General features: G+C 68.4%; 22 protein-coding genes and 2 pseudogenes. 15 read left to right on the top strand and 9 right to left on the bottom strand.

Translation table 11 applies throughout. The features are described from left to right. Positions 1–59: 59 nt before the first annotated feature. From ACQP1O_RS21895 to ACQP1O_RS21885, 3 genes are all read right to left on the bottom strand, one after another. Positions 60–1,019, bottom strand: a complete 960-nt coding sequence (locus tag ACQP1O_RS21895) for a LysR family transcriptional regulator (protein WP_433560367.1) — start codon at positions 1,017–1,019, stop codon at positions 60–62. A 48-nt stretch (positions 1,020–1,067) separates the two neighbouring features. Beyond that, complete coding sequence (locus tag ACQP1O_RS21890) at positions 1,068–1,727, bottom strand: arsenate reductase ArsC (RefSeq protein WP_433560366.1); 660 nt, start codon at positions 1,725–1,727, stop codon at positions 1,068–1,070. 260 nt (positions 1,728–1,987) lie between these two features. After that, positions 1,988–4,198 carry a hypothetical protein gene (locus ACQP1O_RS21885; RefSeq protein WP_433560365.1) on the bottom strand — a complete coding sequence of 737 codons (2,211 nt, stop codon included), beginning with the start codon at positions 4,196–4,198 and terminating at the stop codon, positions 1,988–1,990. A 203-nt stretch (positions 4,199–4,401) separates the two neighbouring features. Between ACQP1O_RS21885 and ACQP1O_RS21880 the strand changes: the two genes are divergently transcribed. Continuing rightward, positions 4,402–4,890 carry a MarR family winged helix-turn-helix transcriptional regulator gene (locus tag ACQP1O_RS21880; RefSeq protein WP_433560364.1) on the top strand — a complete coding sequence of 163 codons (489 nt, stop codon included), beginning with the start codon at positions 4,402–4,404 and terminating at the stop codon, positions 4,888–4,890. On the opposite strand, the gene ACQP1O_RS21875 is transcribed toward ACQP1O_RS21880, so the two are convergent. Beyond that, a complete protein-coding gene (locus ACQP1O_RS21875; protein WP_433560363.1) occupies positions 4,878–5,717 on the bottom strand; it encodes a 2-phosphosulfolactate phosphatase in 840 nt (279 codons plus the stop codon). The genes ACQP1O_RS21880 and ACQP1O_RS21875 overlap by 13 nt on opposite strands. A 193-nt stretch (positions 5,718–5,910) precedes the next feature. Between ACQP1O_RS21875 and ACQP1O_RS21870 the strand changes: the two are divergent. After that, positions 5,911–6,057 (top strand): annotated as a pseudogene (locus ACQP1O_RS21870) (hypothetical protein); the annotation flags it as partial. 56 nt (positions 6,058–6,113) lie between these two features. Here ACQP1O_RS21870 and ACQP1O_RS21865 read toward each other — a convergent pair. Both ACQP1O_RS21865 and ACQP1O_RS21860 read right to left on the bottom strand, forming a co-directional pair. Next, on the bottom strand, positions 6,114–7,094 hold the full coding sequence (locus tag ACQP1O_RS21865; RefSeq protein WP_433560362.1) for a helix-turn-helix domain-containing protein: 981 nt from the start codon (positions 7,092–7,094) through the stop codon (positions 6,114–6,116). A gap of 559 nt (positions 7,095–7,653) precedes the next feature. Next, positions 7,654–7,941 (bottom strand): hypothetical protein, encoded by a 288-nt coding sequence (locus ACQP1O_RS21860; RefSeq protein WP_433560361.1) that lies wholly within the window; start codon positions 7,939–7,941, stop codon positions 7,654–7,656. Positions 7,942–8,303: 362 nt separating this feature from the next. On the opposite strand from ACQP1O_RS21860, the gene ACQP1O_RS21855 reads away from it, so the two are divergent. Then, positions 8,304–9,332, top strand: a complete 1,029-nt coding sequence (locus ACQP1O_RS21855) for a terpene synthase family protein (protein WP_433560360.1) — start codon at positions 8,304–8,306, stop codon at positions 9,330–9,332. Here ACQP1O_RS21855 and ACQP1O_RS21850 read toward each other — a convergent pair. Next, positions 9,302–10,054: a response regulator transcription factor gene (locus tag ACQP1O_RS21850; protein WP_433560359.1), complete on the bottom strand. Its 753-nt coding sequence runs from the start codon at positions 10,052–10,054 to the stop codon at positions 9,302–9,304. The genes ACQP1O_RS21855 and ACQP1O_RS21850 overlap by 31 nt on opposite strands. A gap of 83 nt (positions 10,055–10,137) precedes the next feature. Continuing rightward, positions 10,138–11,781 carry an ATP-binding protein gene (locus ACQP1O_RS21845; protein WP_433560358.1) on the bottom strand — a complete coding sequence of 548 codons (1,644 nt, stop codon included), beginning with the start codon at positions 11,779–11,781 and terminating at the stop codon, positions 10,138–10,140. Between the two features lie 362 nt (positions 11,782–12,143). Between ACQP1O_RS21845 and ACQP1O_RS21840 the strand changes: the two are divergent. Together ACQP1O_RS21840 and ACQP1O_RS21835 are read left to right on the top strand one after the other, a co-directional pair. Then, a pseudogene (locus ACQP1O_RS21840) lies at positions 12,144–14,252 on the top strand (glycosyltransferase family 39 protein). After that, entirely contained in the window at positions 14,249–14,878 is a 630-nt protein-coding gene (locus ACQP1O_RS21835) for a hypothetical protein (RefSeq protein ID WP_433560357.1), read from the top strand. The pseudogene ACQP1O_RS21840 and the gene ACQP1O_RS21835 overlap by 4 nt, the downstream one beginning before the upstream one ends. A gap of 102 nt (positions 14,879–14,980) precedes the next feature. Here ACQP1O_RS21835 and ACQP1O_RS21830 read toward each other — a convergent pair whose 3' ends face one another. Further along, a complete protein-coding gene (locus ACQP1O_RS21830; RefSeq protein WP_433560356.1) occupies positions 14,981–15,985 on the bottom strand; it encodes an oxygenase MpaB family protein in 1,005 nt (334 codons plus the stop codon). Between the two features lie 390 nt (positions 15,986–16,375). Here ACQP1O_RS21830 and ACQP1O_RS21825 point away from each other — a divergent pair, with 390 nt between their 5' ends. From ACQP1O_RS21825 to ACQP1O_RS21780, 10 genes are read left to right on the top strand one after another with little or no spacing between them, the layout of a single operon-like run. Continuing rightward, on the top strand, positions 16,376–16,600 hold the full coding sequence (locus ACQP1O_RS21825; RefSeq protein WP_433560355.1) for a hypothetical protein: 225 nt from the start codon (positions 16,376–16,378) through the stop codon (positions 16,598–16,600). Beyond that, positions 16,601–16,789, top strand: a complete 189-nt coding sequence (locus ACQP1O_RS21820) for a hypothetical protein (RefSeq protein WP_433560354.1) — start codon at positions 16,601–16,603, stop codon at positions 16,787–16,789. Further along, positions 16,789–17,658: an MlaE family ABC transporter permease gene (locus ACQP1O_RS21815; RefSeq protein ID WP_433560353.1), complete on the top strand. Its 870-nt coding sequence runs from the start codon at positions 16,789–16,791 to the stop codon at positions 17,656–17,658. Before ACQP1O_RS21820 ends, ACQP1O_RS21815 begins: the two co-directional genes overlap by 1 nt. A 1-nt stretch (position 17,659) precedes the next feature. Then, entirely contained in the window at positions 17,660–18,523 is an 864-nt protein-coding gene (locus ACQP1O_RS21810) for an ABC transporter permease (RefSeq protein WP_433560352.1), read from the top strand. An 8-nt stretch (positions 18,524–18,531) separates the two neighbouring features. After that, positions 18,532–19,935, top strand: coding sequence for an MCE family protein (locus tag ACQP1O_RS21805; protein ID WP_433560351.1), 1,404 nt, complete (start codon positions 18,532–18,534; stop codon positions 19,933–19,935). Beyond that, on the top strand, positions 19,932–20,954 hold the full coding sequence (locus ACQP1O_RS21800; protein WP_433560350.1) for an MlaD family protein: 1,023 nt from the start codon (positions 19,932–19,934) through the stop codon (positions 20,952–20,954). Before ACQP1O_RS21805 ends, ACQP1O_RS21800 begins: the two co-directional genes overlap by 4 nt. Next, positions 20,951–21,991, top strand: coding sequence for an MCE family protein (locus tag ACQP1O_RS21795; protein WP_433560349.1), 1,041 nt, complete (start codon positions 20,951–20,953; stop codon positions 21,989–21,991). Before ACQP1O_RS21800 ends, ACQP1O_RS21795 begins: the two co-directional genes overlap by 4 nt. Continuing rightward, positions 21,991–23,097 carry an MCE family protein gene (locus ACQP1O_RS21790; protein WP_433560348.1) on the top strand — a complete coding sequence of 369 codons (1,107 nt, stop codon included), beginning with the start codon at positions 21,991–21,993 and terminating at the stop codon, positions 23,095–23,097. Before ACQP1O_RS21795 ends, ACQP1O_RS21790 begins: the two co-directional genes overlap by 1 nt. Beyond that, on the top strand, positions 23,094–24,239 hold the full coding sequence (locus tag ACQP1O_RS21785) for an MCE family protein (RefSeq protein WP_433560347.1): 1,146 nt from the start codon (positions 23,094–23,096) through the stop codon (positions 24,237–24,239). Before ACQP1O_RS21790 ends, ACQP1O_RS21785 begins: the two co-directional genes overlap by 4 nt. Further along, positions 24,236–25,411 carry an MCE family protein gene (locus tag ACQP1O_RS21780; RefSeq protein ID WP_433560346.1) on the top strand — a complete coding sequence of 392 codons (1,176 nt, stop codon included), beginning with the start codon at positions 24,236–24,238 and terminating at the stop codon, positions 25,409–25,411. The genes ACQP1O_RS21785 and ACQP1O_RS21780 overlap by 4 nt, the downstream gene beginning before the upstream one ends. The last annotated feature ends 20 nt before the right edge of the window (positions 25,412–25,431 follow it).

The following is a 25,431-nucleotide window of genomic DNA, read 5'->3' as shown; positions in this document are numbered from 1 at the left end:
GGTGAAAGCTGTGCTAATGGCCCGGTGTGGTGACCCGTACGCCGAGTCCACCGTCGGAGTTAGTGCGAGACGGCGGCCTCCACCAGCCGCGCGGACGCCTGCAGTTCGCCGATGACCGCGCGCACCGCCGGAACCGCCTCGAGTTTGGGCAGGGTGACCGCCAGCACGCGCCGCTCCATGGCGGGTTCCACCGGCAGCGAGCGCACCGCCCCCGGCGCCGGCGCACCGGACAGCGCGAGTTCGGTGGCCAGCGCGACCCCCAGCCCCTCGGCCACCAATCCGGCGACCGCGCCCGGATTCTCGGTGGCATAGGCGATGTCGGGATGGAATCCCGCGCCCGCGCAGACGTCGACGAGGTGTCCCCGGCACTGCGGGCAGCCCGCGATCCACGTCTCCTTCGCCAGTTCCGACAGCTGCATCGGCGTGGTGCGCGCGGTCCCCGCCAGGCGGTGCCCGACCGGCAGCAGTGCCCGCAGCCGATCGGTGAGCAGGGTGTGCGCAGTCAGCTCGGAGAGATCGGGACTGGCTGCGTCACAGGAGCTTTCGCTGTCGGGCACCTTGCCGTGCGGATAGTCGAAGACGATCGCGATCTCGCACTCCCCCGCCCGCAGCATGGCCACCGATTCCGGCGGCTCGGCCTCGATCAGGGCGACCTTCAGCCGCGGTTCCGCGGCCTGGATGCGCGCGATGGTCTTGGGCACCAGCAGATTGCACGCGCTCGGAAACGCCGCCAGCCGGACCGTCCCGGCCCGCAGTTCGGTGAGCGCCCGGATCTCGGCCTCGGCCGCGTCGAGACTGCCGAGCACGCTCGCGGCGTGCCGGGCCAATGCCGCACCGGCCTCGGTGAGCTGCAGCTGATGGCCCGACCGGGTCACCAGCGGGGTGCCGAGCACGCGTTCCATGGCCTTGATCTGCTGGCTGATCGCGGGCTGGGTGTAGCCGAGCTGCCGGGCGGCGGCGGAGTAGGACCCCGTCCGTGCTACCGCCCTGAAGATCTTCAGCTGCCTGATCTCCAGCATGGTCCCCATCCTAGGCACACCAGGTCGGGGGGCCGGGAAAGGCGCGGGTCAGGCCGCCAGGCCGAGGTTGGCGACCAGACGGCGAACCCGAACCTCGATGGCGTCGCGGATGCCGCGGATCTCCTCGATGCCCTCGCCGGCCGGATCCGGCAGCGGCCACTGCTCGAAGCGGTGACCGGCGATGATCGGATTGCTGTCACCGCAGCCCATGTCGATGACCACGTCAGCGGCCCGCATCAACTCGTCGGCCCACGGCTTGGGGAATTCGTCGGCGATGTCCACTCCACGCTCGGTCATGACCGCCACCACGAGTGGATTGACCGCCACGCCCGGCGCCGAGCCGCACGACCACGCGGACGCGCGGTCCCCGGCCAGTCGTTTGAAGAATCCGAGCGCCATCTGCGAGCGCCCGGCATTGAGCGTGCAGACGAACAGCACGGTCGGACCGGTCCGGATGACGCGCCCCTCGGCGTGGGCCAAGGCCGTCAATCGCTCCCGCGCGAACCGCTCGGCGACCCCCGCCCGGCGTTCGTGGTCGAGGCCGATCGCATCGAAGTGCGCGAAGGAGCTGGCGAGGATGCGTTCGACGGTCGCTGCGTCCACCACCGAGCCGAATTCCTCCGTCAGCCGCTCCGAGGCCTCGTCCGGGATCATCCTGTCCGCATCGGGAGCGATGGAAGGCAGGCCGGCGCCGAATGTCTCGTTCACGATCGCTCCCTCCACACGTTGATCAGCCTATCCCCGTCCCCCGGCCGCCGCTGGACCGCGAAGCGCCGTGGGCGCTCAGTGATAGGCAATCGCTACCAGTAGACAACCATCTAACCCCGGCCCGGCACCGCTCGTCGAATGGCTTCGCGCACAGCGAACATTCGGGCCACGACGGGCGGGTGTGATCACGGCCATGTTCCGACATCCAGGCGGAATTGGTCACACCCGGCCGCCCGCCGCGCGAGCCGCGTCCCGGCCGATCAGACCAGGGCGGGTGTCAGCGGTTCGGTGAGCGGATCGAAATCGTCTGCGCGCAGCCCGGTTTCGAGATCCTCGCCGTCTCGGCGCTCACGACGGTACTGCCAGTGCAGCAGGGCCAGTCCCAGGAATCCGGCGAGTGCGGTGGCGATGCCGCTCTTCCAGCCCGGCGGGCGCCAGGCGACCACCAGGTCGGCGTTCCGCGTGCCCGCCGGGATATCCACGGCCACAAAGGTATTCGCGACCGCATGGAAGCCGATGTCGTGGCCGTCGAGGGTGGCGCGGTAACCGGGCCATGCCAGGCGCGCGAAGACCAGCCGGCCGCCGTCGGGCGAGGTGACGCGCAGGTGGCTGCTGACACTGTCGCGCCCGATCCGGGTGGCGGTGACCTCGCGCGCGTCGGAGGGGCCGGGCGTGGTGGAGATCGGCCCGTTCTCGCGTTCGAGCACCCAGATGTAGCGTTCGTGCCCCGGATAGTCCACCCACTTCCAGCCCGCCGGCGGGGGACCGAAGCCAGCGTCGGGGTACTGGACGCGTTGGAGCACCACGCGATCCACCTTCATCAGGTCGACATAGGGTCGCCCCGTGGTGGATTCGACGGCGAAGGCCGCGCCGAACGCGGCCGGGCAGGTGCTGCCGTCCCAGCCCATGCACAGCAGCCTGCTGAACTCCCGGTACCCGATCGGCGTGTAGGCGTTCACGTAGTCGAGGCCCAGGTTCTTGGCGTAGTTGCCGAAGGCGAGGGAGCCCCAGGCCGCGGCCACGTTCTGCTCGTCCGGCGGGACCAGCGCCCGATCCGCGAGTTGCAGGGTGACGCCGTCGAAATGCGGGAAGGCCGCGGTCATCCGGGACCGGCGCTCCGGGAAGTGATACGACAACGGTGTGGGCGCTTGCAGTCGCACCTGGCTGTAGGCGATGGGGAACATGGCCACGATCGCCAGCGCACAGGCCGCCGCCGGACCGCGGGTGCGCAGCAGCCACACGAACGCGGCGGTCAGGGCGGCCACCGCCGCGACCGCGATCAGATGCCGGATCACCAGATGCGGTGCGGCACAGAATGATCGGACGAACAGCAGCCCGAGCAGCACCACCGCCGCCACGCCACGGCGCCGGACCCCGAAACGTCCGTGGCGGCTCGACCACAGGCACACCAGCACCAGCAGCCCGACCGCCAGCATGGGCAGCACCCGCGCGGGCCAGCGCAGCGGGCCGATCCGCCCGGGCCCGGCGGTCCACATCAGGAAAATGACCGCGAACAACACCGGTCCGGTGTATTCGCGCGCCGACCGCCGCACCCCACCCCAATCGATGAAGGCCAGCAGCGGAATCAGGAACCAGGCGATGTAGACCATCGGGATCGGCTGCACGTATCCCCACCAGCCGGTGAACGCCGGAACCGTACTGGGCAGGCTGGCATTCAGCGACTCCGACCACGGCACGGTCAGGAAGTCCTCGGACAGAATGCGTTCGTTGCCGCGCCAGGTGACCGGCGAGGACAGCATGCCGGGCAGATACGTCTCGAGCCCGACCGCGCCCGCGCAGGCCGCCACCGCCAGCAGCCGCAGCGACGGCCGCCAGTCACGCTGCCGCACCACCTCGCCGACGGCGACCGCCCCGATCATGAGGGCGGATTCGACCGCGGGAAAGACGTATTGGACGGAGATGGCGAAGTACAGGTACACGAACACCGGTATCGGGCCGTCGGTCCAGCGTCGTTCGTCCGCCGGCGTGCGGGTGTACCGGATCGCCGAGGCCCACGCATGCAGCATCCACGCGGTACCGGTGAGCGAGGTCGCCCAGCTGGATTCGTCGAAGAACAGGAACCACCCCGACAGTGGAAAGGCGATGGCTGCCAGCGCCGCCCACGATCCGCGCGTCCCGTGGGCCCGGCACACGCGGAACACGCCGAGCGCCGCGATGATCGAGAAGATCAGCTTCACGATCGTCACGTAGAGCGCCAGATCGTCCACCGCGGGCGCGAACCAGTCGACCACCAGTTGCGGAGGGTTGTAGAGCCCGGCCTCCTCCATGGAGTAGTTGCCCGACATCCATTCCCACGGCACCAGCGCCGGGAAGCGCCCGGCGTGCAGGTGCCGTCCCAGCATCACCCACATCGGGGCATATTGCGATTCGGTGTCGTCGGTATAGAAGTGGCGGGGATTGGCCAGCAGTACCGACGCATACCCCGCGACCACACCGATCACAGTGACCATTCCCCACCGGCACCCGTCGCTTCGAAGACGAAGTGCAGCACGATCTCCCACGATTCCGAGACCCTACCCGATACAGGCAGTATGCAACAGTTGCCATGTGCGTGAGTTCGATTCCATCACGAAGCCGAGGCCGCTGCACACGCCCACGGCGCAACCGGCAGGATGGGAGCAATCAGACAGCGGCACAACGTGCGGAGGTAGTGGTGGCGGCGAAGGACGCGGTGGCCGCGGAGTCGGTGGACGAGATCACCGATGCCCTGCTGGGCGCGTCGCGATTGCTGGTTGCGCTCTCGGCGCGCTCGCTGGCCCTGGTCGACGACTCCATCACCATCCCGCAGTTCCGCACCCTGATGATCCTCTCGACCCGAGGGCCCTCGAAGGTCGTCACGCTGGCCACCGCACTGGATGTGCAGCCCTCGACCGCAGCCCGCATGGTGGACCGACTGGTCGGCGCGGGACTGGTGGACCGCAAACCGAATCCGGACTCCCGCCGTGAGCTCATCATCGAATTGACCGGACACGGACGCGAAGTCGTCGACGCAGTGACCGCCCATCGCCGCCGCGAGCTCGCCGCCGTGGTGGAGCAGATGCCGAAAGCCGACCGCTCCGGCCTGATCCGCGCCTTGTCGGCCTTCACCCGCGCCGGCGGCGAGACCCCGGCCGGCCTCGATATCGACAGCTACCAACTCTGATCCGCCGACGCGGCATGCTCCTGGGCCGCACCGAATCCGCCACGGCGGGCAGGGGTCGAGCCCGCGGCGTCGTGGAAGCTGTCACCGCTCAGCACGGGAACTGCCGCGCTGCTGTCGATCTCGACCGCGACGGCCACATCGTCGCCGAATCCGATGGCGGCCAGTTCCCGTCCGGAGGCACAGTCACCGATCAGCCCCGGAACGTCGGGGATGCCCGAATAACCGGCCCGCGCGGCCGTCGACTCCGGCGACAAGGGCCCCGCGCCGTTCTCCGCCAGTGCCGCGATGACCGCACCGGCGCCGAGCCAGTCCTCGATCGCCGGGCGCAGCACCTCCCGGTCCGGCCAGTGCTCACCGGCGGCGATCACCCCGACGGGCCGATCCCCGGTGCCCCAGCCCTGCTTCACGATCCACCGGCCCACCGCCGACGCGTTCCGCAGACAGGCCGCCACCACCGGAATCCCTTCGACCGCAGCGGAAATGGCCGATCCGTTCGGCGACGGCAGCACCAGTCGATCCGGCGCGGGCGCCCGGCGCAGTGCCGCCGGGGACAGCGACCACGGATGCGCACCGCTCATGGCACTGCGGCCGACGGCCAGCCGGGCATTCCGGGACACCGCGAAATCCGCTGCGGTGGAATCGCGTGCGGGATACGGGAACACCCGTGTCCCGGCCTCGGCGGCAACCGACACCGCGGTCGTGAACGACAGCACATCGATCACCACGAGCACCGCACAACCCGGCCCGAGTGCCCGCGCACCGGTCAGCCCCCACTCGAATCGCACTCCGTACCCGTCCTGCCTCGACCACGCAGGCAGCTCCGACATTCGATTCCCCTCTCCGCGTATGCCGTCCACACGGTTTTCGCTGTGCGTCAACCACGATCTCCGGCCAGTAGGAGTGGGCATTGTCGCATGGCAGGGCGTTCCGGGCGCGATCAGCTTGCCGGACATGACAGAGCAGAGCGGTGGTCCGGGGGCGGGCCGGCGAGTCAGCCGGCGCGGGTTGTTCACGGCAACGGATCCCTACGGCTTCTGCTGCTTCGACGTCGACCCCGGCAGTCCCGGCGGCCGTACGACCATCACCGCCACCTACTACGCCCTGGTCGGACCCCGCAGCGAACCCACCTCGGTCGACACCTTCACCCTCACCCGACCCCGCCCCTGACCACGAACCGAATTCGCGCACGAGTCCGGGCGAGGGCTACCCACTCCCGTTGTGGCTCAGGGTGTTCGGTTACGGGACCCGAGCTGGTCCCGGAATTGGCCCGGGGTGAGCCCGGTTTCCTCGCGGAACGCCCGATAGAAGTGGCGGTCCGTCGCGAAACCGGACGCGGCGGCGACGGCGGCCAGGGATCGGGAGGGGTCGGCGCGGATGAGCCGGCGGGAATGGGCGATCCGCGTGCGGCGGACGATCGCGCCCGGCTCGCCGAAGCCCTCGCAGATCCGGTACAGCGTGCGCCGCGAGATCAGGCAGGCATGCGCGATCTCGTCGACCGTGAGTTCCGGGTTCGTGAAGTTCTTGCGGATGTAGGCCAGCACCTGCTGCCGCGTGTAGAGGGAATCCGATGGGCCGGGCGAACTTTCGCCGGTCGCCAGCAGCAACGCCGACGCCATCATGCCGGCCGCGTCACTGCCGAAGACGGTGACCGCACGCGCGATGTCGTCGGGCGGTAGGTCGGCCAGATTGCGGAAGAACCCGGCGACCACACCCAGCGCCCCCGTGGTGGGGACGGCGGTGGCGGTGGGTAGCTGGTCGCGGGTGAGGCCCGAGTGCTCGAGCACCAGCTGCAGCGGGGCACGTACCAGCGTCGACAGGCAATTGTCGGTGGTGCGGCTCTCCAGCGGCACGCCGCTGTCGAAGAACGAGATGGTGCCGGGCTTGCATTCGGCCGTCCGGCCGTGCTGCTCGGTCCAATTCGTTCCCTCGAGCACGATATTCACCAGTAAGAACTCACCGGTCGACTGCGCCACCATCTTCTTTGTCCGCAATGCCCGTTGCGCGCTGGCCTGCATGCGCGACACCGCGAATCCGTCGAATTGAGTTGTGGTGACTTGTCCGTACCAGTGACCTGTGCGCAATGGCTCGATCACCGACGGTGCGACCGCATCCGCCATCAGGGCTTCCCACTGCTCGAACGCCTGACGTGGCGAAAGGGTCGAGGACGACGAGATCTCGACAGCGCCGAAAACGGCTTGCTCCACGTCGGTAATCTTCCCACCACATATCGCTCAGCAACCACGTTTCGAACGAGTTCCGTCCTTGGTCGGTGACCGAGATCCCCACCATGGCCTCACCGCCGCGGTGAACCGCTCATGAGCAGGGCGGTCAATGTAAACAGACACTCGATTCTAAGCCGCGATCCAAGATCTTTGTAGTGCCACAACGGGGTTCGCGTCGAATCGGCCCTCCCGGCGTCATAGCAATCGGCAAGGAAAATGTGAGACCGGCGCAATGCACGTGCCATCGAACGATCGGCCGACCGATTCGCACAGGCACACAGCGCGTGCACCGCGCAGGCCCTCTCCTCCGCGGTGGGATGCCACACCCCCCGGATCGGCCCGGCCGCCGGGTCGCGAGCAACCAGGCGATCGCCCGGGCTACCGCCGGCAAAGCATCGGCGGAGAACGCCGATTCGATCGCGCGAACCAGCGCCATGGCCGCGGCGGCGGTCGGCGGATACGGAAGACGACCGCCCGGTCGCCCCAATGACCGTCCAGTTCTTGGGTTTCGACGAGCAGGCCCACCGCGGCGACCTGTCTGTCACGGTGCGAAAAGCGCCGCCGCCGTCGCCCGTTCGAAATCGACGGCGGGCGCGAGCACCGGCCGCAGGCCCCGCCGGCGGACGCCCTCGCGGCGGAGATACCGCTCGGCTCCGGCGAATTCGGCGCCGCGCCACCCGCGAGCCACCACGGTCAGCACCGGCGAACACGCGACCGCGCCGTCATGGGCGTGCGGGTCTCCGGTCCAGCCCCGGGGTACGAGATTCCCCCGGCTGCCGTCGCCGTTCCGGGTGCGCGCCAACGCATTCGGCCCCGGCCTCGCCGGCATGGCGGGCAGCACTCGGGGTGTTTGCCACAGCCGTCCGACCACGCCGGCCGTGGCGTAGGGCGACCACTGATCATGCCGTCGGGATCCTCGTCGACGGCTCCGATCAACTGCCACAACGACATCAGGGCATGGTTGCGGACAGCGCTGGTGGATTCCTCGGACACGATGACTCACAGGTGTTTGCGGACCGGACCGGAACCCTTCACCGTACCTCCGGCAGCCGTTGCGCGGCCGTCCGCGGTCGCGGCGAAATTGGTTGCCGCTCTGCGGATCTTGCGAATCGCGATTATCTGCCCGAAATGTCGGCTACGCTGACCGCCGGAGGGATCCCGCCTCCGTCCGAGTGAACCCAGGTGTTACCGATGAACGAACACGACTTGCGGCACCTGGAGATCCCGCTTCCGTTCTCGCCGCAGCGGCATTCGATGAGCGACCGAGCGCAGGAAAGAGTTCAGATCTGGGCACAGCGTTTCGGATTGCTCCAGGACGAGGCGGCGGCCCGCAGGTTCGAATCGCTCGGCTACGCGCGATTCTCGGCATATTGGTGCCCCACCTCGTCTTTCGCCGACATGCTGCTGGTCGCCGAATGGATCACCGTATTCTTCGTGTTCGACGATCTGCAGGATCTGGCCATCATCACGGGCCGGCTCGACGACTACGACCACCTCCGGCACACCGCATTGGAGGTGGTACACGAGCGCGGGGTCGCGGGACCGGTACCACCCGTCATCGCAGCTCTGTCCAATCTCTGCACCCGCACCTTCCCGCGCAATTCCGAGGCCTGGGCGCGCCGCTTCGCATTGAATCTGGAATTGTGGCTGGTCGGTCACGCGCGCGAGAATGCATTTCGCCGGGCGGGAAAGTCGCCGAGTCCGGACGAATATCCGCGACTACGCCGGGACGCGTGCACCGTATTGCCGACGGCGGATTTGACGGAGGTGATCGAGCACACCGAAATTCCCGACGCCCTGTATTACGGTCCCGCGTATCAGGAGATGATCGCCACCACCGCCGATATCATGTGCCTGATCAATGATCTGCATTCGCTGGCAATCGAAACCGATGCCGAGGACACCATCAATCTGGTGACGACTCTGCAGCATCATCTGGGAATGGAGCTGCCGCAGGCGGTCACGGAAGTCCGCCGTTTGATAGAGGTCCGGATCGCCGACCATCGGGCGGCGGCCGAGGCGATGACGGCAGAAATGGATGCGTTGCAACTGCCGCCGAGAATCCGCCATGGCGTCCGCCGCTGCATTCGCGACTGCCAGTCCGCCATAGCCGGAATGGAACTGTGGGATCGCACCGACACGGTACGGTTCACCCCGGACGCGGATCTGCGTGATGCCCGGAACATCGACTACGGCAACGGTTTCCTCGATCGGGTGTGATCGCCGGAGTCCGCGCCAGGGGATTCTCGGAGGGTGTAGCCGACGCCGCGCACGGTGTGGATGAGCGGCGGGTGGCCGGTGTCGATCTTGCGGCGCAGCTGGCTGACGAAGGTCTCCACCACCCGGTCGGCGCGGCCGTCCTCGGCCTGCCAGACGCGATCGAGGATCTGGCGCTTGCTCACCACCTTGCCCGCATTGAGCATCAGGTAGTGCAGCAGCTTGAATTCGGTGGCAGACAGCCAGATCTGTTCACCGGCGCGGAACACCAGGTGGGTGCCGGCGTCGAGTTCCAGATCCGCGAAGCGCAGACGGCCGGGGCCGTCCTCGTCGCCGGGGCGGGTCCGGCGCAGGATCGCGTGCAACCGCAGGACCACCTCTTCGAGGCTGAAGGGCTTGCTCACATAGTCGTCGCCGCCGGCGCTGAGTCCGGCGATGCGGTCCTCGACGGCGTCACGGGCGGTCAGGAAGAGCACCGGCACCTCACTGCCCGCCGCGCGCAGCCGCCGGGCGACGGTGAATCCGTCCAGGTCCGGCAGCATGACATCGAGAACCATGACATCGGGTCGCCGCCGGGTCGCCGCCTCCAGCGCGCCGCGCCCGGTGTCGGCCGAGTACACCTCGAACCCGCTCAGCCGCAGCGCGGAACAGAGCAGGTCCAGAATGTAGGGCTCGTCGTCGACGACCAGCACGGTCGCCGCCCCCGCCGGGGCGCGATCGCTCACGCTCGACACCCTATGCCCGCCCGCGTCCGACACCGATTCATACCGGTCATCCTGGTTGCGGTGACCACCCCTCGACCTCGGTGTCAGCTGGGTGTTTCCTGTGAGCGGTCCGGCAGGACGCCGGGCGTGTCCGGGACCGGGAACACGATCCGGAATGTCGTCCCCGCGCCGGGGCCGCTGAGCAGCTGAATCCGCGCACCGTGCGCGGTCAGCACGGCTGCCACGATGGCCAGACCGAGCCCGGAACCACCGGCCCGCGAACGGGATTCGTCCACGCGATAGAAGCGGTCGAACACATGCTCGGCCTTCCCGAGCGGGATGCCGGGCCCGGTGTCCGACACCTCGACGATCGCCGCAGCCGTGCCCACGGGCAGTTCCACGCCTGCCGCCGCGACCACCTGCGCCGGTCTCGGCCCGGCAGCGCACACTCCAGTGTCGGCCCGCTCCCTGCCTGCGGTCTCGGGGCGCTGCCCTCCGGCCACCCCGCTCTCGCAGGGCACAGTCCCCCACGCGATCCGGACGTCGATCTCGGCCGTGGCGGGAGTGTGCACGAGCGCGTTGCCGACCAGGTTGGTCAGCACTTGCCGCAGCCGGTGCCCGTCGCCGACGACACGAATGGGTCCGTCCGGAAGGCGCAGTCGCACAACCCGTTCCGGTCGCCGCACCAGCGCGTCGCCGACCACCTCGTCGGCGATCCGGGACAGATCGACCTCGGCGAGATCGAGCGGGCGCTGTTCGTCGAGCCGCGCGAGCAGCAGCAGATCGTCGACCAGCACGCCCATGCGCGCGGCCTCGTCCTCGATGCGCCGCATCATGGTGGCGACCTGCGCCGGATCCGCGCCGCCACCGAGCCGGTACAGCTCGGCGTATCCGCGGATAGAGGTCAGCGGGGTACGCAGTTCATGGGAGGCGTCGGCGACGAAAAGCCGCATGCGCGACTCGGATTCCTCGAGCCGCCGCATGGTGGTCGACAACCGCTCGAGCATCACATTGAACGCGGTCCCCAAGCGCCCGACCTCGGTATGGGTGTCCGCGTGTTCGACCCGGCGATCCAGATCACCGGCGGCGATGGCCTCGGCGGTGTGCTCGATGCGCGACAGCGGCCGCAATCCGACACGCACCAGCCAGGCCGCCACGCCGCCCAGCACCAGGATGAGTCCCGCACCCGCGATCAGTTCGATGGTCCGCAGTTCACGGGCCGTCGCGTAATAGCCGTCCAGCGGCATGACGACCGCCGCCGTCCCGCCCTCCGGCTGGTCTTCGTTGGGAGGCTGCGCGACCGTGCGCACCCGCCACGGTGTCCCGTGCGAGTCGTCGACCTCGAAGATCTTGCTCCCGCGCGCCTCTACCGCAGACTTGTCCATCGCGGGCAGGGCCAGATCGTTAGCGCCGACCCCGATCTGCCCGACCGGCTGCCCCGCGCTGTCGAAGAACTGGATCTGGAACGTCGAGGGCAATCCCTGCACCGTCGAGGTGGACGGCGGCGGAGGCGGATGGCTCTGGGCGGCCATATCCGCCGCCACCGAATTCAACTGCCCGTCGATCCGCGCGAGCTCCGATCGTCCCAGCGCCGCCACGCTCAGCACTCCGAACGCCGTCAACCCCACCACCGCGATCGCCACGACCGCCACCAGCAGCCGCGTCCGCAGGGTCCACCGCCGCAGACCCCGAGCCCGCCGCGCCGCACCACCCCTCACGGTCGCCGCGCGGGCCGGTAGATCGCTCACGCCATCCACCTAAACACAGCCCGGCCCCGCGTCCGCGGACCCCCGCACCAGCACGCGCCGCTCCGCCCACCCCGCGCCCTCCGACTCCCTGACCACCCCGAACTCCTTCCACGCCCCGCGACCGCCGAACCGACCCGACCGTATCCACCCAACCTCTGGCCAACTCGAGAACCACCGTCCAACCCGCGGCCGGGACGTGGCGTATGCCGGACACCGAGGCACAGCGGAGGCGCAGGGTGCTCACGCGGCACTGCCAGCTGGTTCCCAGGTTCGCACCACATTCCCCCGAGGGCGGTCGATCAGGATCGGCTCCGAGAACCGCGCCGGAGCAACGGCATCGCGGTGAACGAAGGGACGTGGAGATGACATCGACGACGCAGCCGCCGAGAGTGGCCGGCGCGCATCGGGCGGCCGAGCCCGGCGGGCAGGATCGCCAGACATGGTTCGGGCGAATGTTCTTCGGGCCTCCTGAGCAGCCGCGGTGGGCCCGGCCTGCCCTGCTCGCGCTGCTGGCCTCGACCGCGGTGCTGTACCTGTGGGATCTGACCACGTCGGGATGGGCGAACGAGTACTACTCGGCGGCCGCACAGGCCGGGTCGCAGAGTTGGAAGGCGTTGCTGTTCGGGTCGTTCGACGCGGGCAATGCCATCACGGTGGACAAGCCGCCCGCGGCGCTGTGGGTCATGGGACTGTCCGGCAGGCTGCTCGGGTTCGGGCAGTGGGCGGTGCTGGCGCCGCAGGCACTCATGGGTGTCGCCTCGACGGGACTGCTGGTCGCGACCGTGCGCCGGCTCAGTGGCCCCGGAGCAGGACTACTGGCCGGGGCGATCGCGGCGCTGACTCCGGTCGCCGTGCTGATCTTCCGGTTCAACAATCCGGATGCTCTGCTGGTGCTGGCGCTGGTCTCGGCGGCCTACTGCACGGTGCGCGCGATTCGGGCCACCGGGGATCGGCTGCTCTCCGCGCCCACGCTGTGGCTCGTATTCGCCGGAGCGGCTGTTGGTTTCGGCTTCCTCACCAAGATGATGCAGGCCTTCCTGATCCTGCCGGGTCTCGGCCTGGCGTATCTGATCGCGGCCAATTCGTCACTGTGGCACCGCATCCGGGGCCTGATCGTGGCTGCCGTCGCCGTCGTGGTCTCGGCGGGCTGGTACCTTGCGCTGGTCGCGCTGTGGCCCGCCGACTCTCGCCCGTACATCGGCGGCTCCACCGCCAACAGCCTCTGGCAGCTGGCGGTCGACTACAACGGGCTGGGCCGGATCTTCGGCGACCACGGCAATCCCGGGTCCGGCAGCGGCGGGGGCGGGGGCGACATGCCCGGGGGCATGCACGGCTTCCCCGGATTCAGTGGGTCGCCCGGCATCACCCGTCTGTTCGATTCCCAGATGGGCGGCGAGATCTCGTGGCTGCTGCCCGCAGCGCTGATCGGGCTGGTCGCCGGGCTCTAGCTGACTCGCCGCGCCCCGCGCACGGACCGGACGCGCGCGGCCTTCGTGCTGTGGGGCGGTTGGCTGATTGTCACCGGCGTGACCTTCTCCTACATGAGCGGCACCGTGCACCCGTACTACACCGTCGCCCTGGCCCCGGCCATCGGCGCTGTGGTCGCCCTGTCGGTGCGTGAATTGTGGTCCCGTGCAGCGCATCCCGCGGCACGGCTGACGCTCGCGGCCATGGCCGTCGTGACCGGCGGCTGGTCGTTCGTCCTGCTCGACCGGTCTCCCGAGTGGCTGCCGTGGCTGCGCTGGACGATCCTGGCGGGTTCGATCCTGGTCGCCGTCGGGTTGATCGTGGTGTCCAGGCAGTCCCGCCGCTTCGTTGTGGCCCTCGCGACGGCAGGCCTGCTCTTCGGGCTCGGCGGGACGGGAGCCTGGGCCGTCGCCACCGCGGGCCACTCCCACAGCGGCGGCAATCCTAACTCCGGACCCACCAGTCAGGCGTTCGGGCCGATGCCCTCGGGCGACCCGGACGGCGGTCCCGGATCCGGCGGTGACATGCCGGGCGGTGCGTCGGGCCCGCAGCCCGGTGGTGACTCTGCTCAGCAGCCCGACAGCACGTCCGGCCAACGGCCCGAAGGATTTCCGGGTGGTGAGGGCGCATCGACCTCGCCGGGTGGAAGCGGCCCCGGTAGCGACTCGTCGAACAATGCCGAACTGGTCACACTGCTCGAGCACGCCGACGGCCGCTGGGCCGCCGCGACCGTGGGCTCGGGTTCCGCGGCCACGCTCGCCCTCGAGTCCGGCCGCCCGGTCATGGCGATCGGCGGGTTCACCGGCAGCGACAACTCCCCCACCCTGCAACAGTTCCAGACCTATGTGGCGGCCGGTCAGGTCCGTTACTTCCTGACCGGCTTCTCCATGGGCGGCGGGAACTCCACCGGAACCCAGATCTCGGACTGGGTGAAGTCCCACTTCGCCACGATCACCGTGGGCGGTGTCACCGTCTACGACCTGTCGCAGCCGGTGAGCGCGTGACGCCGGACCCGCGACGCTCGCGACCGGGCCCGGCGGTCGAGCTCTACTTCGCCTCCGCGGCGAACAATCTCGCCGCCGCGGCCCGCACTCTCGAGGAGATCCGCCTCGGCGCTGCCGATCCGCACGGCGTGCGGGTCCGGCTCTCGGCCTTCGAGCGGGTCAGCCACCAGCTCACCGAGCAGCTGGTGCGCCTGCTGGTGGCGGAACGGTTCGACGTCCCCGACCGCACCGAGCTCTACCGGGTCGGCAGCACACTCGACTACGCGGTCGACCACCTCGAATCGGTGGGCCGCATGATCGAGATCCATGCGCTGGACACCTTCCCCGACGAGGTCCTGACCCTCGTTCGCCTGACCGCCGACGCGGTGTGGAGCACCGCCCAGGGCATCGCCCTGGTCCGCTCACCCCACGTCATGCCCCCGTATTGGCAGGAGCTGCACCGGATTTCCGGCGAGGCGGACCGTGCCGTTCGCGCCCGCCACGCGCACGACGCCGGCCCGGCCTGTCCCACCGAGACCTCCGTACTGCGCGAGGTGAGCACCGAGATCGCCGGCCTGATCCGGCTGCTGGCGGTCTCGTCCCACACCATGCAGGGCATGGTCGGCCGCTGGACTCGGCTCACCTGATGACTCGCACCGGGAGGCACGGCGCTGCCTCCCGGTGCCGGTTTACAGAGGGGCCTGCTATTCGGCGCCGAATCCCGTTCGGGTGCAACCGAACCGCGACGGTCAGATCAGTGCCTTGTGCCGGTGTATGCGCCGGCGCACGTCGGCCATCATGGTGCGGGTGCCCATGGTGCGCAGGAACTTCGGGATGAAGCGGTTGACGAAGCCGACGAACAGGAACAGGTGCTCGAAGCGGCGTTGGTCGGTGGCCGTCCACTCCACACCGAGCTGTTCGCGGAAGTAGGGCGGTAGGTAGCCGACGGTCAGGAAGCGCAGCAGTCCGCCGAAGACGACCCGGAGATACCAGTGGATCATCCGCAGGTGCAGTAGGTCCTCGATGAAGCGGCGGATCGTGTCGTCGGCGGCCACCTGGCGGCACGCCTGGACCCAGTATTCGTCGAACTCGGCGCGCGTCGTCGGCCACATCTCCTCGGTGACCTGCAGCGTGGTGCCCAGCGGCGCGGCGGTGGAGTAGAACGCCTCCGCCTGTTCGGGACTCATCCGGCCGTTGAGCAGCTGGTAGGAGTCCTCGAACCCGATGTAGAGGCAGGCCGCGACCCACATCTGCAGGTCGCGGTCGAAGGCGTTGTACTTCACGGCGGCGCCGGGTTCCGACTTCACCTGGCGGTGCGCCACATTGACCGCTTCCCGGAAGGCGATCTTCTCCTCGGGCGTGCCCAGGATGGCCACCGCCAGATAGGAGGCCGTGGTGCGCAACCGCTTCCAGGGATGCACCATGAGCGCTCCCGATTCCACCTTGCTGTCGGCCACCCCGTGGCCGACGCCGGGTCGCGCCATCTGCATGGCGACGTTCGCGGCGGCGCCGGAGAACTGCCAGAAGTCCAGCGCGTCTTCGAGTTTCGGCGGCCGCTTGGTGTCCGGGCGGTGCACGCCCGGGATGTGGATGCGCGTCTGTTCCAGGGTCAGGGCCGCCGCGCCCCCGGCCGCTGGTGGCGACGCCACCGAGATCCGCCGGACCCGGGGTCTGCCCGGATCTCGTGTCGGATCCGGATTCGACTGCGCCTCATCATCATTCCAGCCGGACGGCTGCGCTGCCCCGGTTGTCATGGGTTACCTCTCTCCGTGGTGATCAGGGCGTACCCGAGCCCTGCCTGCATCGGACACTGCTCGCCGAACCTGCGCCGAGCACCCCGGCACGGCTGCTATGTTACTGACTATTCTCGTTTCGAGGCAGCCGTTTGCTGGAGGAATCATGAATAACTTAGATGCGCAGTCCCAACAGTGACCAGCCGACACTGAGGCTACTTCAGAGCACATCGGTCCGAAGAAGATCACCGGAACCGCCTCCCGATCTAAGAATCGTTAGTAACATACGCTGCTGCGGGCAGCTCTCGCGAAGCGGCCCGGGGGCACACCGGCATCGGGGACAGCGCGGCAGCGGCAATGAGGCACGCACCGCGCCCGAGGCCGGCAGGGAAGTGAAAGGACATACGCGACATGCTGAAACGATTGGATCGGCTACTCAGCTACGAGATGAAGGTGTCGGAGTTCCTGGGGACCCTCGTCATTCTCGGCATCCCCTACGGGCTGGTCGGGGTGATCTGGACCCTGACCCACACCTCGCATCTGAAGCAGCTGCACGGCATCGACGTGATCATCTCGTTCCTGGGATCGATCGTGTGCTGGCCGGTGCTCACCTTCTCGAATGTGTGCATGACGTAGATGATGGCCCTGGTCTGGCTCATCGACATCCTGGTGATCGGCATCAAGATCCTCGGTGGGCGTATGGAAGTCAATCCCGTGCTGCGCTTCGGACTGTGGGTGGCCGTGCTGTGCACCCTGGCCGCCGGCCTCGCGGTGGCCGGGTACCTGCTGGTCCTGCTCCAGCGCCATCTCGAGGACATGCCCTGATGACGACACTCGAAAAGCCCTCCGCCGCAGCGGATACCGAATCCGGCGAGCTCGAGCGGATCGGTGAGAGCGTGCGCGGGCTGTGGCGGCGCCATCCTCAGCGCTCGCTGGAAACCCTCGGCCGGCAGGTCGACCTGGGTCGTGACGCGATCGGCCAGTTGGTCGGGTCGATCCTGCGCGGGCGGTTCCCGTACCGCGAATTCATCAAGCAGTGCGCGTTCATGACCAGCGTGTCGGCCGCGCCGACCGTGCTGGTGGCCATTCCGATCTCGGTGGTGGTGTCGATTCAGCTGGGGGCGCTGGTCAATCAGGTCGGCGCGACCACCTTCATCGGCGCGGTCGCCGGGCTCGGCATCATCCGCCAGGGCGCGCCGCTGGTCACCTCGCTCATGATCGCGGGCGCGGTCGGATCGGCCATCACCGCCGACCTGGGCTCGCGGACCATCCGCGAGGAGATCGACGCCATGATGGTCATGGGCGTGGACCCGGTGCGGCGGCTGGTCGCGCCGCGCCTGGCGGCCGCGGTGCTGGTCAGCATGCTGCTGTGCGGGTTCATCGTGTTCGTCGGCTTCGCGACCGCCTACATGTTCAATGTCTATGCCCAGTCGGGGACTCCGGGTTCGTTCATCGGCTCGTTCGCGTCCTTCGCGGTGGCCGATGACCTCGTCGTCGCGGTGCTGAAGGCGGCCGTGTTCGGCCTGCTGACCGCGGTGATCGCCTGCGATATCGGCCTGCACGCGCACGGCGGCCCGGGCGGGGTGGCCAATGCGGTGAACTCGGCGGTGGTGAGCTCGGCGCTCATGCTGTTCGCCACCAATATCGCGCTCACCCAGCTCTACAACACGCTGCTGCCGACGAAGGTGGTGTGAGGTGGGCACGACCTACACTCCCCCGGCGCTGAAGCCGGTGCGGATGGCCGCGAACGTGGTCTCGATCCCGGTGCAGGCCAATCAGCGGCTCGGCCACCAGGTCATCACCTTCTTCCGGGCGCTGCTCGCGATTCCGTTCGCGCTCGAGCACTATCGCCAGGAGGTGCTGCGCCTGACCGCCGACATCGGCTGGGGCAACGGCTCGCTGGTGGTGGGCGGCGGCACCATCGGCGTGGTGGTGGCGCTGTGCGGCTTCGGCGGCGTCACCGTCGGCATGGAGTCGTTCACGGCGCTGAACCTGCTCACCATGTCGCCGCTGACCGGCGCCATCTCCGGGTTCGCCACCACCCGCGAGATCGCACCCGTCATCGCCACCCTGGCGTTCGCCATTCAGGCGGGCTGCCGGTTCACCGCGCAGCTGGGCGCCATGCGTATCTCCGAGGAGATCGACGCGCTGGAATCGCTTGCCATCCGGCCGCTTCCGTATCTGATCAGCACCCGCATGATCGCCTCCACGCTGACCATCATCCCGCTCTACAGCGTGGGCCTGGCGGTGGCGTACCTGGCGACCAAGCTGTCGGTGCTGATCCTGGGCGGCACCACCGCCGGCACCTACGACCACTACTTCTTCCAGTTCCTGCTGGGACCCGACGTGTTCTGGTCGCTGCTCAAGGTCATGGTGTTCGTGGCGATCTCGACGTTCATCCAGTGCTACTACGGCTTCGTCGCGACCGGCGGGCCCGAAGGCGTCGGGGTGGCGGCCGGGCAGGCCATCAAGATGGTCATCGTCGTCATGGTCTTCGTCAATCTCTTTCTGACCCTCGCGATCTGGGGCATCGACCCCGGCTTCCGCATCTCGGGATAGGTGTTTCGATGATTCTCGATCCCAGCGGGCGGGGCCCCACGGCCCGCCAGCTCACGCTGGCCGGGCTCGCTCTGATCGCCACCGTATCGCTGCTGCTGTATCTGCTGGCGATGCGCTACAACGGCCGCTTCGAGGACAAGGTGGCGGTCACCGCGGAGCTCACCAGCACCGGCGACGGGCTGCCCGACCATGCCGACGTGAAGTTCCGCGGCATGGTCGTCGGCCGCGTCGAGGACGTGTCGGTGGTGGCCAAGGGCGAGCGGCAGCGGGCCGCGCTGGCGCTGAAACCACCAGTGGCGGGCACGATTCCGTCGACTGTGGCGGCGCGGGTGATTCCCAACAATCTGTTCGGGGTGACCGCCATCGAACTGGTCGACACCACGCCCACCCGGGACACGCTGCGGGCGGGCGCGACCATTCCGGAGGACACCAGCAGCGCCACCGTGCAGCTGCAGACCACGCTCAATGTGCTGCGCACCGTGCTGAACGACATTCAGCCCGAGAAGCTGGGGCGGGTGCTGTCCACGCTGTCGGCGGCGCTGGATCCCTCGGCGCGCGTGCCGGGTTCGACCGTGGAGCGCCTCGACCACTGGATCACCGAGGTGCGTGGCATCGAGGGCATCGGGGATCTGCTCGGCAATCTCGGTCGCGCGGCCAGCGCGCTGAGCGAGTCGGCCCCGGATCTGGTGGGGACACTGGCGAAGTCGGTGACCACCGCGCGCACCCTCACCGAGCAGCGCGCGGCGCTGATGGAGCTGCTGACCAGCGGCGGCACCGCGGTGGACACGGTGAACGGGCTCTTCGCCCGCAATCCCGACTCCGGCAAGTTCCTGGTCTCGGGGCTCGATCAGCTGTTCGGCAGCCTGGCCCGGGACCCGCAGGCGATTCCGACCGCCATCGCCAATCTCAATACGGCGCTGCAGCGGTTGCAGGGCACCTTCACCTTCGGGCCGAAGAAGCAGATGGTCTGGAAGATGGACGTGACCTTCACACCGTTCAAGCAGTACACGGCAGCGGACTGCCCGCACTACGGTGACCTCTCCGGTCCCCGGTGCGGCGGCTCGACCGTGCCGGAAATCGCTCCGGCGCAGGAGTTTCCGCAGCAGCTCATGCCCAAGCCACTCGACGCCGCCGGACCGGCGCCCGTCGAGACCACCCAGCCCGCGGCGCCCGGCGTCCCCACCATTCCCGGTCTGCCCGCGATTCCCGGTCTGCCGGCGATTCCGGGTCTCACCGCGCCGGCGTCGGCGACCGAGACGAATCCGGCCGAGGCCCAGCCCGCCGGGCTGCGCGGCACCGACGCCATCGCGGCCCTGGTCGGCGGCAAGCCCGATGCGGCGCAGGTCCTGCTGCTGACCCCCATCCTGGCGGGCGGATCGCTGGTTCCCGCCGAGACCGGAGGCGCCTCGTGAAATCCGGAAAAGCCTTGGCGGGCTTCGGCATTTTCGCCGTGGTGGCCGTCATCCTGACCTACACCATGTGGTCGACGCTCCAGCGTTCGGTGTCCGGCCGCACGCACGACTACTCCGCGGTCTTCTCCGACGTCCTCGGATTGCGGGTCGGCGACGACATCCGCATGGCTGGCGTGCGGGTCGGCCGGGTCGACACGATCGAATTCACCGACGGCTACCGCGCCCGGGTGGACTTCCGCATCGAGGACGACCAGCATCCCACCACCTCGACCAAGGCGCTGGTGCGGTACCAGAACCTGATCGGGCAGCGCTATATCGCGCTCATGCCCGGCAAGGACGCCGGCACTCCGATGGCGCCGGGCGGGCAGATCCCGATCGAGCGGACCGAACCGTCCTTCGATGTGTCCTCGCTGCTGTCCGGGTTCGAGCCACTGTTCAGCGTGCTGCAGCCCGATCAGGTGAATTCGCTGTCGGAGACGCTGATCCAGGCGCTGCAGGGCAATGGCGTCTCGCTCGGCGCGCTCGTGACCCAGTCCGCGCAGCTGGCCGCCACGTTCGGTCAGCGCGACGAGATTCTCGGGCAGGTGGTCGGCAATCTCAGCAGCGTCATCTCCGGTCTGGCCAATCGCAGCAACGAACTGGAGACGCTGATCACCCAGGCGCGGGCGCTCACCGAGGCGCTCTACACGCAGGGCTCCACGCTGAAGTCGTCCGTGGAACGCGTTGCGACGGCGACGAATTCGCTGGTGAACGTGCTCGCCCAGGTCAAGCCCGGAGCGGCCGAGGCGCAGACCGACGCCTCGGCCGGTGTCGCGCTGCTGCTGCTCAACGGCGCGTCACTGGACAAGGCCGCCGTCGAGTTGCCCGACATGCTCAATGGCGTCGCGCGATTCAGCAGCTACGGCGCATACGGCAATGCCTACCTGTGCAGCCTCGACGTCTCGCTGTGGGGCGTGCTGCTCCCGCCCGGTCTGTTCAACCAGATCGGCGGCCAATCCCATTCGGAGGTGTGCCGATGAGGCGGACACGCGTTCCGGCGCTGCGCGGGCCCTCGATCCGCTACCCGGGCTTCCTGCGCAACCGCCATCTGCGGCTCGGCCTGATCGCCTCGGGGTTCGTGGTGCTGCTGCTGGTCGGATCCACCCTGATCGAGCAGGCGCGACTGGGCGACAAGACGATTCACGCCGAGTTCGCCCAGGCCGCCGGGCTGCGGCCGGGCGCGACGGTGGACGTGTCGGGCATCGAGGTAGGCCAGGTCAGCGCGGTGAAGCTGGACAACGGCAAGGTGCTGGTCGATATGAAGGTGCACCGCGACATCAAGCTCGGCGACGAAGCGCGCGCGGCCATCAAGATGTCGACGATCCTGGGCCGGCTGCACGTGGACCTGACGCCCGGCGCCGGCCCGGCGCTGCGCGGCGACCGGATCGAACTCGACCACACCGAGGTGCCGTACAACCTGGGCAAAGTGATCCAGGATCCGCAGTACAAGAACAGCTTCGAACGGGTCGAGAAGCTGGATCCACAGAAACTGCGGCAGGCGCTGGACCTGGTCGATCAGCAGATGGGCAACTCCCCCGAGCTGACCGTGCAGGCCCTCGACAGTGTGGGCGCGCTGGCGAAGGTGATCAATGACCGCCGCGACGAGGTCGACACCCTGCTCAAGAGCATGGACACCGTCTCGCAGCTGACCGCCGACAACCAGAACAGCGTGCTGTTGCTGCTGACCCGCGGCGAGGCCATCGGCAGCGCGGTGCAGCAGCGGCAGACTCTACTGAAGCAGCTGCTCGACAATGTGGCGTCGCTGTCGAAGCTGTTGCAGCAGATGGGGTTGGAGAACAACAACCAGCTCGGCCCGCTCATCACCGACCTGAACACCATGTCGGCGGGTCTCGAGAAGAACAAGGGCAATCTGGACCGGTTGTACCAGATCATGCCGGTGACCCTGCGGCAGTTCAACAATGTGCTCGGCGACGGCCCATACGGAAATGTGTACGCGCCGTGGCTGTTCCCGGACAACTGGCTGTGCTTCGCGCAGGCCGTGCAGGGGTGCAAGTGATGACTCTCCGCAGACGACTGAAGCTGGCCGCGGCCTGCGGCGCACTGCTGCTCGCCTCCGCGTGCGGCATCCTGCCCGATTCGGTGTCCTCGCTGGGGAAGGAGTACCTCGGCGGGCAGATGAAGGTCACCGCGGACTTCGAGAACGTGGCGGGCCTCTACGTGGGCAATGATGTTGCGGTGCTCGGAGTTCCGGTCGGAACGGTCGAAACCGTCACGCCCAAGGGCAGTTACGTCCAGGTGACCATGTCCCTGGACCGGGACGTCAAAATTCCCGCCGATGTCATGGCGGCACTGGTGAATCCGCAGCTGATCACGAATCGTCACGTGGAGCTGGCTCCGGCCTACACCGGCGACGGCCCCACCCTCACCGACGGCGCCTACATTCCCTTGCAGCGCACCAGGGTTCCGGTGGAACTGGACCGCATCCTGGCCACCTTCTCCCAGCTCGGCGATGCGCTCGCGGGCGACAACACCACCGGCCCGATGGCCAGCCGGGTGCTGTTCCCGCTGCTCAACGGCAATGGAGACAAGCTGCGCGAGACCCTCGACCAGCTGTCCTCGGCGTTCGAGGTGACCTTCGCCAACAAGGACCAGATCTCCAACACCATCATCAAGCTCAATGACATCACCCAGGTCATCGCATCCAACGACCAGACGGTGCGGGACTTCAGCGGGCGGCTCACCGAACTGGTGAACCTCATGGGCGAACAGGCCCCCGGCATCGACGCGGTGCTGCGGCAGCTCGACGACTTCGTCACCAACACCTCGACCCTGGTGGGGCAGAACAAGGATCAGCTGGCCGGGGCACTCACCCGCTTCGTGGCCATCACCGACCAGATGCGCGCCAACGCCCGCGGCCTCACCGAGATCGTGGACGTCGGGCCGCTGCTGTTCCAGAACATCGCCAACGCCACCAGCAAGGAGGACCAGGCACTGCGGCTGCACGGGCTGCTCGACAAGTCGATCCTCGACGGCGAGATCCTGTCCACCTTCTGCCAGCGCATCCAGATGCGGCTCGACGGCTGCCGCACCGGCAAGGTCCAGGACTTCGGCCCCGACTTCGGCCTCACCGCCGCACTATTGGGAATCGCGAACCTGAAATGAGACTACGCACCACGGCTCTCGGCGGACTGCTCACCGCCGCCACCCTGCTCGGCACCACCGGATGCGCGGTCACGGTGGACAACCTGCCCATGCCCAAGCCCGGGCTCGGCGCGCCCGGCTACACGATCCACGCGGCCTTCGCCGACGCGCTGAATCTGCCCGACCACGCGCACGTCAAGATCGGCGGCACCGATATCGGCGTGGTCACCAAGATCAAGAGCACGAATTTCATCGCCGACGTGCAGATGCTCATCCGCGACGACATCCGGCTGCCCAAGGGCACGACCGTCGAACTGCGCCAGGCCACCCCGCTCGGTGACATGTTCGTGGCCATGACGCTGCCCTCGGCGCAGGAGGCCGGGGATCCGCTGCGCGACAGCGACACCATCGGCACCGACCACACCGCGGCGGGCGCGTCGGTGGAGCAGCTCATGATGTCGATCTCGCTGCTGCTCAACGGCGGTGGCATCAACCAGGCCGCCAAGATCACCGGCCAGATGAACTCCATGTTCGCGGGGCGGGCGCCGGAGCTGTCGCATCTGATCACCGAGATGACCGCCGCCATCAGCGCGCTCAACGCCCGCACCGGCGACATCGACCAGGTGCTGGGCGGGATGAACTCGCTCTCGGGCGAATTGGCCCGGCGCAAGGCGCAACTCGGGGCCGCCGCCGACACCTTCCCCGCGCTGATCGCCCTGCTGACCGAGAACAATCAGCAGATCGTGGACCTGCTGTCGAAGGTGGCCACCACCACCGACGCGCTCGGCGACTTCGCCGACACCACCGGCGGGGATTTCGTGAGCCTGTTCAACAGCATTCAGGCGCTCATGTCCGGATTCGCGCAGAGCGATCAGCTGACCGGGGCGCTGGACGGACTGCACACCCTCTATCCGTCGCTCATGGCCAGCCTGCGCGGACCGGCGCTGGCGGTCGCGGCGACCGTGTCGTATCTGAGCGTCGGCGCGCTCACCGACCCCAGCGGCAGCCGCTGGCCGGAACTCGGCGACGCCGGGCAGTTCATCGGCAGTCTCGCGCAGGTGCTGGAGAAGGTATTCGGCCGACTCACCAGCCCACCCCGGCAGCCGGACCCACAACCGGATCCGGCGCAGCCCGGCCCGGCACAGCAGGGAGGGGAACGATGAATCCGCCACTGTGGCACTGGGTGGTGCGGCATCGCATCGCCATCGCGAACATCGGACTCATCGTCGTGCTGGTGCTCGGGTCGGGCTATATCGGCGGATATGTGCTGCGGTTCAATCCGATCCCGCACACCTACAAGGTGACCGTCGAACTGGCATCCTCGGGCGGGCTGCTACCCGGCAACGACGTCACCTTCCGGGGCAGCCGGATCGGCAAGGTCACCGACGTGCACGTCGCCGGGGACGGCGTGGCCGCGGTCGCCGAGATCGACGACAGCGCACAGCTTCCCATCGGCGGCACCGTCGCGGTGGGGCGGCTCTCGGCGGCCGGGGAGCAGTACCTGGATTTCCGGCCCGACTCCGACACCGGGCCGTATCTGCACAACGGCTCGCTGGTCGAACGGGCGCGCACCAGCGTGCCGGTGCCGATCCAGTCGGTGTTCACCAATCTCAGCGACCTGATCGGCGGCATGAACCCGGACCGGCTCGATGTCATCATCGACGAGCTGGACAAGGCGCTCACCGGCGGCCCGGATCGGCTGCGCAACATGATCTCCGGCATCAGCCGGGCCATGAACGGACTCGACGACCTGCTCCCCCAGACCCGGCAGCTCATCGAGAATCTCGAGGTCATCGCGGGCACCACCCAGCACGCCCAGCCCGACCTGGGCACGCTGACCAAGGCGGGCGGTGTGCTGTTCGACCAGTTCGCCTCGGCCGACCAGGAATTGCGCACACTGCTCCGGCAGGGGCCGGGCCAGCTGGCCACCCTCAACGGGTTCATCACCGAAACCCAGGACCCCATCACCAATCTGGTGACGAACTTCGTGGCCGTCACCAAGGCCGCCAAACTGCGCGCGCCGGCCATCGCCGCGCTCTTCCCGGCCCTGCGGGTGGGCACCGAGGCGCTCGGGGCGCCCGCGCACGACGGCGCCTACAACACCCTGGTCGATCCCTGGCCCCGGCCGAGCTGCGACTACGACACCATTCCGGTGGTGCCGACCGATGTCCAGGCCGATACCCGGGTCCGGCTCTACAACTACTGCGTCACCTCGAATCCGGCACTACAGATCCGCGGCTCGGCCGACGCGCCACGGCCCGACGTGCCCGACAACGGGGTGACCAAGCCGCCGGGGGCCACCGGCAACGAAAAGTCCCAGCCCGTCCCCCGATAGATCGCAGAAGCAATTCAGGA

The organism is Nocardia sp. CA-151230 (genome assembly GCF_050942175.1).
GTDB lineage: Bacteria > Actinomycetota > Actinomycetes > Mycobacteriales > Mycobacteriaceae > Nocardia.
The sequence above is the reverse complement of the archived record's forward strand: the minus strand, read 5'-3'. Positions and strand labels throughout refer to the sequence as shown.

What these genes read in the sequence shown, in the direction of transcription:
- ACQP1O_RS21895 (WP_433560367.1), bottom strand. Translation starts at nt 1,019, where the DNA reads ATGCTGGAGATCAGGCAGCTGAAGATCTTCAGGGCGGTAGCACGGACG.
- ACQP1O_RS21885 (WP_433560365.1), bottom strand. Translation starts at nt 4,198, where the DNA reads ATGGTCACTGTGATCGGTGTGGTCGCGGGGTATGCGTCGGTACTGCTG.
- ACQP1O_RS21875 (WP_433560363.1), bottom strand. Translation starts at nt 5,717, where the DNA reads ATGTCGGAGCTGCCTGCGTGGTCGAGGCAGGACGGGTACGGAGTGCGA.
- ACQP1O_RS21860 (WP_433560361.1), bottom strand. Translation starts at nt 7,941, where the DNA reads ATGCCGGCGAGGCCGGGGCCGAATGCGTTGGCGCGCACCCGGAACGGC.
- ACQP1O_RS21855 (WP_433560360.1), top strand. Translation starts at nt 8,304, where the DNA reads ATGAACGAACACGACTTGCGGCACCTGGAGATCCCGCTTCCGTTCTCG.
- ACQP1O_RS21830 (WP_433560356.1), bottom strand. Translation starts at nt 15,985, where the DNA reads ATGACAACCGGGGCAGCGCAGCCGTCCGGCTGGAATGATGATGAGGCG.
- ACQP1O_RS21825 (WP_433560355.1), top strand. Translation starts at nt 16,376, where the DNA reads ATGCTGAAACGATTGGATCGGCTACTCAGCTACGAGATGAAGGTGTCG.
- ACQP1O_RS21820 (WP_433560354.1), top strand. Translation starts at nt 16,601, where the DNA reads ATGATGGCCCTGGTCTGGCTCATCGACATCCTGGTGATCGGCATCAAG.
- ACQP1O_RS21815 (WP_433560353.1), top strand. Translation starts at nt 16,789, where the DNA reads ATGACGACACTCGAAAAGCCCTCCGCCGCAGCGGATACCGAATCCGGC.
- ACQP1O_RS21805 (WP_433560351.1), top strand. Translation starts at nt 18,532, where the DNA reads ATGATTCTCGATCCCAGCGGGCGGGGCCCCACGGCCCGCCAGCTCACG.
- ACQP1O_RS21795 (WP_433560349.1), top strand. Translation starts at nt 20,951, where the DNA reads ATGAGGCGGACACGCGTTCCGGCGCTGCGCGGGCCCTCGATCCGCTAC.
- ACQP1O_RS21790 (WP_433560348.1), top strand. Translation starts at nt 21,991, where the DNA reads ATGACTCTCCGCAGACGACTGAAGCTGGCCGCGGCCTGCGGCGCACTG.
- ACQP1O_RS21785 (WP_433560347.1), top strand. Translation starts at nt 23,094, where the DNA reads ATGAGACTACGCACCACGGCTCTCGGCGGACTGCTCACCGCCGCCACC.
- ACQP1O_RS21780 (WP_433560346.1), top strand. Translation starts at nt 24,236, where the DNA reads ATGAATCCGCCACTGTGGCACTGGGTGGTGCGGCATCGCATCGCCATC.